Origin of the sequence: Bacillus silvicola (genome assembly GCF_050524305.1) — a bacterium.
GTDB lineage: Bacteria > Bacillota > Bacilli > Bacillales > Bacillaceae_G > Bacillus_A > Bacillus_A cereus_AT.
Genome location: NZ_JBNGVC010000005.1, coordinates 1 through 9,488, shown reverse-complemented (window position 1 = coordinate 9,488; position 9,488 = coordinate 1). Strand labels below are relative to the sequence as shown.

The following is a 9,488-nucleotide window of genomic DNA, read 5'->3' as shown; positions in this document are numbered from 1 at the left end:
CAGCACCTTGATTTTTCTCTTTTTTCTTTTGTTGTATATTTTTTGAAGCAAGATCATAACCTTTCTTCTCATGTTCAGTTAAATTTTTTTCACTAAATCGAGTATTACTAAATGGATTTAAAGTGATATTCACTTTCTTTTTGCAATACCCTACGATTTGTTGGAATTTCTCTATTCCTTGAGGAACTCGTTCTTTATAAAACTCCTGCATTTGTGCAAATAACTTTTGAAGTCTTTCATATTTCGCTTTATATGGTTCTAATTCTTTTTTCTCTTTTTCTAAATATTTTATAGTTGTATGTAAATCTGTATTATTCACTTTCAATGCATGATTTTGTCTCTGTAACGTCTCATTTTCTCTTTTAAAGGCCTCTGATGCTTTAGCAAGGGTTTTAATCCTTTGAAAGTCTTCTAAGCCAATTTCAACCGTTTTAGAGCGAATAAGCCCCCCTTTTTCTTTCACAGACATGTTTTCTACCTTTTTCCCAACATTAACTGCCCTTTTTAAATCATTTAAACGATTTTTCATTTGTTGCATAGACTTCTCTATTTGTTGTTTCTCTAACTCTTTCTCTACAAGGGTATCTTCTAACACTTGTACTTCTTCTTTTACTGTCAAAGCCTTAAAACGTGCGGTTTCAATATGTTTTTTATCACTAGATACTCCCCGTTCTAAATCAAAACCTTTCTCTACCATATGAGCATGAAAATCATCCTGGAGTGAAACCAACTCTTTACGGTTAAAAATCTGTTTCGCTGACAATTTCTTTTCTTCCGTTATTGGAACCATCCCTACATGCATATGAGGTGTTTTTTCATCCAAATGTACCACTGCATGTACAATGTTTTGTTCTCCATATCGTTCCTTAAGAACACTATAAGCTTCTTTAAAAAATTCTTTTTGAGAATCTGAATCTTTTTGACTTAAACTTTCAAAGAAATCTCTATCACTTGTTACCACAAATTCACACATCACAACTGCATCTTTTCGAATCGCTCGATTGGTTTCCACATTCTGTTCAATTTTTTCTTTTACTGTTTTTAAATAATCAATGTACTGATCGTTATGTAAATCATAATTCAAATGACTTTGTTCTTTTTCAATATCAAGATTTGTATGACTCTCTTTTTCTCGTTGATTATGAATCTGGATTCCCTTCACATCTCGCATCTTAAATTTCTGCATTCTACAAATCGCAAAACTCACGAATCCTCACCTCAGCTTGTCCTATTTTTTCCCTCTATTTTGTTCTCGACCACTCTATAAAGTATATACATTTCCCTACTGTTTTTCGGTGGACTTCCATGTAAAGTATAGCACACTATACTTTACTATCGTAAAGGTGTGCCCTGCGGGGCAATTCGGCTTTGCCGAGCCATGACCTGTCATGGCAAAAACCATCTCGTAAACGTTAAATAGTCGTCCCCCGATGGACGCTATTTATTTCACGTTTTCTTGACCACGAGCCTCTAAACCCTCAAACTCCCGAAGACAATCCCACAGAGCAAAAACCGCCCTTGTGGGACAACCTTCAGTAGTTTGCATGAGGGTTTCCCTCATGGTAAAGAAACTTTCGCGACATAATCGCTTAGCGTATTGCTCCTTTCATTGCACTATCTCCTAGAAAAACACTCTTTTTATCTACATTAAATAAATTAATAAAGAAAAAACGACCTCGAGGAAAAAGAAGCGTAAATAAAATTAGATCTATGTAGTTCACAAATTTTAAAAAGATTAATGAAATAATTAGACAAAATTAGACATTATATGCTATATTTTTCATAAAAAGGACATAGACAGATTATTCAGAATTAAAAATATTTAGAAAGGGGGCATTTTTTATGAAGAGTTGAAAAGAAATATCTTAATATGAATAACATTTACAGTATTTGTATTAAAGGGAAATTTATTTATAGCACAAAAGTTTTTTCAACAGATACTAATACCCCTATGAAAATAGGAAATATTCCAATATCCACAAAAGTCAAAAAACATCTATAACAGTAGATTAACTTTCTCAAAACAATCTCGACCATCTAATCATTCTAATAAACCCGTATAATTTATTAATAATCTTAAAAACTAGATAAACCTTACAACAAGACAAATTAATTTATAGTATAGCAATATGTACATTTTATTATTACACAGATATGTAAGCGTTTACTTTCCCGTAGCTAAAAAAATGAAAAAATATAAAAATTATCATTCTACAATCTTTATATAGAATGATAATTACTAGTGAATAAGAGATATTTACTTACAACTAGTATAGAAATATGTTGTAAATCTAAAAAAAATAGAACACTAAAATCTCAAAAAAAGGGGCTGGAAATATGAAAAAAAACAGTAAAAAGACAAAACAGATTTTATCTCTAGCTATGATTGGGGCTATTAGTTCATCATTTGCATTTACATCCCCAGGTTCAGTAAGTGCAGCACAAATTAGTTCTGTTCAAAACATTGCACAACAACAAAATGCATATATAGCAGATTGGCGTGAACCTTTTGAAGCCGCCTATAAATATATGCACAACTTACATGATGACTATTTTATTTCCGAAACAGCAGAATATAAACTTACTAACGTTTATCAGACATCAGTAGAGCAAATTGGTTCACCTACTATTACTAATTCAAGTAGTTTATTTGTAGGGAGATCAACTTTAACTAATAATACCAACCAAGATCAAACACTTACTACAAATGAATTTTCAAAGAATTTTGAAAATTCCGTTACAAATGCTACTACAAATGGATTTAATTTAGGGGCAAGTGCTTCTGCAACATTTAAAATTCCATTAGTTGGAGAGACAAGTATTGAATTGTCCACTGAATATAATTTTTCAGACACAAAGGAAACAACAAAAACTGAAGGTTACACGTATACTGCTAGCGCACAAAATATTGTAGTACCTGCAAATTCATCTGTAGAAGTTGTTGTGAGCTTAAATACTGCTAAAATAAATGGAAATGTAAATCTACTTTCTCGCATGGATGGGACAATTACTTACGATAGAAGCCTAAATGGTGGCTATAATTCTTCTAAATTTACAGAATCACTAGGAAGCTTTACAAAAACAGCTTTGCTATGGGGATCCCAGCCTCGTTTACGAGTTGATAACAGTAATAATTTATATTTAGTAGGGAAAGGAACATACTCAGCAGAATACGGAACAGAATTTCTTGTAAGTGTAAGACCTGTTGAAAAACCTAAAGGATTAGCAGCTACTCCTAGCAAATTAAATAATGAAGGTTACACATATACGGTAAAACCAGAAGTTGAAAAAACAAAATAAAATAAGCATATTTTTTAATAAAAAAACAACGAATGGTTGCTGTATCCCAAAAGGGATTAATTGTGACGAAAATGTGTCTAAACGTACAAAATTCCCGAAATGATATGGTGCGGCCTATTTGCTAAAAATAAAAGAGGCGTTTCTTTAAAAAAGGGAAACGCCTCTTTTATTTAATAAATAAAATTCTACTTTAACACTTACAATACCTAGTCAATTTTACTTTGGAGTTAAAGTTAAAAAATTGCATTACAAAATTATCTACGAGTTTTATTCTAACATATAAAACAAAAAAATATCATTAATATAATAATATATACAAAATTACATACATTGCCCGTAAAAACAATTTTAATAGTTTTGTATATAAAATACCCAGGGATTAAAATAAACGCCTAAAAAGATCGTTTTCCTTGTTTTTGGGTGTGAGGTTTATGGCTGGGGTGAAGCGAAGCGAGGGGCTAGCCCCTTATAGTGTCACAAAAATATAGAATAAGGGTGTATTCATAGACAGTTGATCGAGGCGGTTCGGCAGGTATAATTGCTAGTCCAAGTCGTGCTACCTAAATCCTCGTTTTTGGTATGTTCGGCTTGGCGATATGCCAACACCTGCCGAAATCCACTCATCAATGGTAAAGCGAAGCGGAAAAGGTGGAGATTTTTGAGAGTTTTTTCCTCAAAAATACTACCTGTCCATTGATGAGTGGATAGCCCTTTAATAGATATAGAAGGAACAACCTAGTAAACCCTTGATAAATAAGGGTTTATAGTTTTCTTATGTTCACCCTAGGGGTGAACATATATGTTCACCCCTAGGGTGAACATAAGAAAACAAGATGTTCATTTTTTTGTTGTTTTTGTGAACATCTTGTTCTATAATTTAAACAAGATGTTCACAAAAGTAAAAATATATGTTCATAAAGAAAGGTTGATAATTTTGCCAAATAAAGATGATATTAATATCAGTAAAAATGAGTTAATACAAATTCTTGAATTAACTGGATTACCTTTATCTTCTGTTGAAAAATTAATCAACTTAAAAGATGCTGAACAAAAAGAAATTGAACAACGTAAAAAAGAAATTGATAATCCTCCATTTGTACAAGTTTATAAAGGAATGGGGTTAAAAGCCCTACAATTATTAATTAAAGATAATCAGCTAGCTAGTGAAATTTTTGTCTTCTTCTTAGATAACATGAACAATAACAATCTAGTAATGGCTTCACAACAACTTTTAAGCGAAGAATTTGGAAAAGGCAGAACAACAATATATAAAGCTATTAAATATCTTGAAGAACATAATTTTATTAACGTTGCAAAAGTAGGTACAGCTAATGCATACATAATAAATCCAGAAGTAGCCTTTCAAAATGCACATAATAAAAAAAAGTATGTTGGTTTTAACGGAACAATTTTATTAAGTAAAAAAGAAAATAATAAGCTGTTTGACAAATATAATTACAACAATATTAAAATATTAAAAGAAAAAGAATAACACCAAAAAGCACCCAAATTTATGGGTACTTTTTGGTGTTATTCTTTTTACCTTTCTAAACCACTATCTCTATTTCTATTTTTCTCTTTTTTCTTTTGTTGTATATTTTTTGAAGCAAGATCATAACCTTTCTTCTCATGTTCAGTTAAATTTTTTTCACTAAATCGAGTATTACTAAATGGATTTAAAGTGATATTCACTTTCTTTTTGCAATACCCTACGATTTGTTGGAATTTCTCTATTCCTTGAGGAACTCGTTCTTTATAAAACTCCTGCATTTGTGCAAATAACTTTTGAAGTCTTTCATATTTCGCTTTATATGGTTCTAATTCTTTTTTCTCTTTTTCTAAATATTTTATAGTTGTATGTAAATCTGTATTATTCACTTTCAATGCATGATTTTGTCTCTGTAACGTCTCATTTTCTCTTTTAAAGGCCTCTGATGCTTTAGCAAGGGTTTTAATCCTTTGAAAGTCTTCTAAGCCAATTTCAACCGTTTTAGAGCGAATAAGCCCCCCTTTTTCTTTCACAGACATGTTTTCTACCTTTTTCCCAACATTAACTGCCCTTTTTAAATCATTTAAACGATTTTTCATTTGTTGCATAGACTTCTCTATTTGTTGTTTCTCTAACTCTTTCTCTACAAGGGTATCTTCTAACACTTGTACTTCTTCTTTTACTGTCAAAGCCTTAAAACGTGCGGTTTCAATATGTTTTTTATCACTAGATACTCCCCGTTCTAAATCAAAACCTTTCTCTACCATATGAGCATGAAAATCATCCTGGAGTGAAACCAACTCTTTACGGTTAAAAATCTGTTTCGCTGACAATTTCTTTTCTTCCGTTATTGGAACCATCCCTACATGCATATGAGGTGTTTTTTCATCCAAATGTACCACTGCATGTACAATGTTTTGTTCTCCATATCGTTCCTTAAGAACACTATAAGCTTCTTTAAAAAATTCTTTTTGAGAATCTGAATCTTTTTGACTTAAACTTTCAAAGAAATCTCTATCACTTGTTACCACAAATTCACACATCACAACTGCATCTTTTCGAATCGCTCGATTGGTTTCCACATTCTGTTCAATTTTTTCTTTTACTGTTTTTAAATAATCAATGTACTGATCGTTATGTAAATCATAATTCAAATGACTTTGTTCTTTTTCAATATCAAGATTTGTATGACTCTCTTTTTCTCGTTGATTATGAATCTGGATTCCCTTCACATCTCGCATCTTAAATTTCTGCATTCTACAAATCGCAAAACTCACGAATCCTCACCTCAGCTTGTCCTATTTTTTCCCTCTATTTTGTTCTCGACCACTCTATAAAGTATATACATTTCCCTACTGTTTTTCGGTGGACTTCCATGTAAAGTATAGCACACTATACTTTACTATCGTAAAGGTGTGCCCTGCGGGGCAATTCGGCTTTGCCGAGCCATGACCTGTCATGGCAAAAACCATCTCGTAAACGTTAAATAGTCGTCCCCCGATGGACGCTATTTATTTCACGTTTTCTTGACCACGAGCCTCTAAACCCTCAAACTCCCGAAGACAATCCCACAGAGCAAAAACCGCCCTTGTGGGACAACCTTCAGTAGTTTGCATGAGGGTTTCCCTCATGGTAAAGAAACTTTCGCGACATAATCGCTTAGCGTATTGCTCCTTTCATTGCACTATCTCCTAGAAAAACACTCTTTTTATCTACATTAAATAAATTAATAAAGAAAAAACGACCTCGAGGAAAAAGAAGCGTAAATAAAATTAGATCTATGTAGTTCACAAATTTTAAAAAGATTAATGAAATAATTAGACAAAATTAGACATTATATGCTATATTTTTCATAAAAAGGACATAGACAGATTATTCAGAATTAAAAATATTTAGAAAGGGGGCATTTTTTATGAAGAGTTGAAAAGAAATATCTTAATATGAATAACATTTACAGTATTTGTATTAAAGGGAAATTTATTTATAGCACAAAAGTTTTTTCAACAGATACTAATACCCCTATGAAAATAGGAAATATTCCAATATCCACAAAAGTCAAAAAACATCTATAACAGTAGATTAACTTTCTCAAAACAATCTCGACCATCTAATCATTCTAATAAACCCGTATAATTTATTAATAATCTTAAAAACTAGATAAACCTTACAACAAGACAAATTAATTTATAGTATAGCAATATGTACATTTTATTATTACACAGATATGTAAGCGTTTACTTTCCCGTAGCTAAAAAAATGAAAAAATATAAAAATTATCATTCTACAATCTTTATATAGAATGATAATTACTAGTGAATAAGAGATATTTACTTACAACTAGTATAGAAATATGTTGTAAATCTAAAAAAAATAGAACACTAAAATCTCAAAAAAAGGGGCTGGAAATATGAAAAAAAACAGTAAAAAGACAAAACAGATTTTATCTCTAGCTATGATTGGGGCTATTAGTTCATCATTTGCATTTACATCCCCAGGTTCAGTAAGTGCAGCACAAATTAGTTCTGTTCAAAACATTGCACAACAACAAAATGCATATATAGCAGATTGGCGTGAACCTTTTGAAGCCGCCTATAAATATATGCACAACTTACATGATGACTATTTTATTTCCGAAACAGCAGAATATAAACTTACTAACGTTTATCAGACATCAGTAGAGCAAATTGGTTCACCTACTATTACTAATTCAAGTAGTTTATTTGTAGGGAGATCAACTTTAACTAATAATACCAACCAAGATCAAACACTTACTACAAATGAATTTTCAAAGAATTTTGAAAATTCCGTTACAAATGCTACTACAAATGGATTTAATTTAGGGGCAAGTGCTTCTGCAACATTTAAAATTCCATTAGTTGGAGAGACAAGTATTGAATTGTCCACTGAATATAATTTTTCAGACACAAAGGAAACAACAAAAACTGAAGGTTACACGTATACTGCTAGCGCACAAAATATTGTAGTACCTGCAAATTCATCTGTAGAAGTTGTTGTGAGCTTAAATACTGCTAAAATAAATGGAAATGTAAATCTACTTTCTCGCATGGATGGGACAATTACTTACGATAGAAGCCTAAATGGTGGCTATAATTCTTCTAAATTTACAGAATCACTAGGAAGCTTTACAAAAACAGCTTTGCTATGGGGATCCCAGCCTCGTTTACGAGTTGATAACAGTAATAATTTATATTTAGTAGGGAAAGGAACATACTCAGCAGAATACGGAACAGAATTTCTTGTAAGTGTAAGACCTGTTGAAAAACCTAAAGGATTAGCAGCTACTCCTAGCAAATTAAATAATGAAGGTTACACATATACGGTAAAACCAGAAGTTGAAAAAACAAAATAAAATAAGCATATTTTTTAATAAAAAAACAACGAATGGTTGCTGTATCCCAAAAGGGATTAATTGTGACGAAAATGTGTCTAAACGTACAAAATTCCCGAAATGATATGGTGCGGCCTATTTGCTAAAAATAAAAGAGGCGTTTCTTTAAAAAAGGGAAACGCCTCTTTTATTTAATAAATAAAATTCTACTTTAACACTTACAATACCTAGTCAATTTTACTTTGGAGTTAAAGTTAAAAAATTGCATTACAAAATTATCTACGAGTTTTATTCTAACATATAAAACAAAAAAATATCATTAATATAATAATATATACAAAATTACATACATTGCCCGTAAAAACAATTTTAATAGTTTTGTATATAAAATACCCAGGGATTAAAATAAACGCCTAAAAAGATCGTTTTCCTTGTTTTTGGGTGTGAGGTTTATGGCTGGGGTGAAGCGAAGCGAGGGGCTAGCCCCTTATAGTGTCACAAAAATATAGAATAAGGGTGTATTCATAGACAGTTGATCGAGGCGGTTCGGCAGGTATAATTGCTAGTCCAAGTCGTGCTACCTAAATCCTCGTTTTTGGTATGTTCGGCTTGGCGATATGCCAACACCTGCCGAAATCCACTCATCAATGGTAAAGCGAAGCGGAAAAGGTGGAGATTTTTGAGAGTTTTTTCCTCAAAAATACTACCTGTCCATTGATGAGTGGATAGCCCTTTAATAGATATAGAAGGAACAACCTAGTAAACCCTTGATAAATAAGGGTTTATAGTTTTCTTATGTTCACCCTAGGGGTGAACATATATGTTCACCCCTAGGGTGAACATAAGAAAACAAGATGTTCATTTTTTTGTTGTTTTTGTGAACATCTTGTTCTATAATTTAAACAAGATGTTCACAAAAGTAAAAATATATGTTCATAAAGAAAGGTTGATAATTTTGCCAAATAAAGATGATATTAATATCAGTAAAAATGAGTTAATACAAATTCTTGAATTAACTGGATTACCTTTATCTTCTGTTGAAAAATTAATCAACTTAAAAGATGCTGAACAAAAAGAAATTGAACAACGTAAAAAAGAAATTGATAATCCTCCATTTGTACAAGTTTATAAAGGAATGGGGTTAAAAGCCCTACAATTATTAATTAAAGATAATCAGCTAGCTAGTGAAATTTTTGTCTTCTTCTTAGATAACATGAACAATAACAATCTAGTAATGGCTTCACAACAACTTTTAAGCGAAGAATTTGGAAAAGGCAGAACAACAATATATAAAGCTATTAAATATCTTGAAGAACATAATTTTATTAACGTTGCAAAAGTAGGGTGCTG

Annotated in this window: 6 protein-coding genes; 4 read left to right on the top strand and 2 right to left on the bottom strand. The window is 31.5% G+C overall.

Translation table 11 applies throughout. From position 1 onward, the window contains the following. Window positions 1-1,207: MobV family relaxase (gene mobV, locus ACP6L7_RS10450; protein ID WP_430529211.1), on the bottom strand; the 1,207-nt coding region annotated here is incomplete at its 3' end. 1,130 nt (window positions 1,208-2,337) lie between these two features. On the opposite strand from mobV (ACP6L7_RS10450), the gene ACP6L7_RS10445 reads away from it, so the two are divergent. Beyond that, window positions 2,338-3,300: an ETX/MTX2 family pore-forming toxin gene (locus tag ACP6L7_RS10445; protein ID WP_430529208.1), complete on the top strand. Its 963-nt coding sequence runs from the start codon at window positions 2,338-2,340 to the stop codon at window positions 3,298-3,300. 934 nt (window positions 3,301-4,234) lie between these two features. Further along, window positions 4,235-4,792, top strand: a complete 558-nt coding sequence (locus ACP6L7_RS10440) for a replication/maintenance protein RepL (RefSeq protein WP_430529210.1) — start codon at window positions 4,235-4,237, stop codon at window positions 4,790-4,792. Between the two features lie 47 nt (window positions 4,793-4,839). Here the strand turns inward: ACP6L7_RS10440 and mobV (ACP6L7_RS10435) are convergent, their stop codons facing one another. Next, window positions 4,840-6,066, bottom strand: a complete 1,227-nt coding sequence (mobV, locus tag ACP6L7_RS10435) for a MobV family relaxase (protein WP_430529209.1) — start codon at window positions 6,064-6,066, stop codon at window positions 4,840-4,842. Between the two features lie 1,130 nt (window positions 6,067-7,196). Here mobV (ACP6L7_RS10435) and ACP6L7_RS10430 point away from each other — a divergent pair. Then, window positions 7,197-8,159 carry an ETX/MTX2 family pore-forming toxin gene (locus ACP6L7_RS10430; protein ID WP_430529208.1) on the top strand — a complete coding sequence of 321 codons (963 nt, stop codon included), beginning with the start codon at window positions 7,197-7,199 and terminating at the stop codon, window positions 8,157-8,159. Between the two features lie 934 nt (window positions 8,160-9,093). Continuing rightward, a partial coding sequence (locus tag ACP6L7_RS10425; RefSeq protein ID WP_430529207.1) for a replication/maintenance protein RepL occupies window positions 9,094-9,488 on the top strand: 395 nt, incomplete at its 3' end.

What these genes read in the sequence shown, in the direction of transcription:
- ACP6L7_RS10445 (WP_430529208.1), top strand. Translation starts at nt 2,338, where the DNA reads ATGAAAAAAAACAGTAAAAAGACAAAACAGATTTTATCTCTAGCTATG.
- ACP6L7_RS10430 (WP_430529208.1), top strand. Translation starts at nt 7,197, where the DNA reads ATGAAAAAAAACAGTAAAAAGACAAAACAGATTTTATCTCTAGCTATG.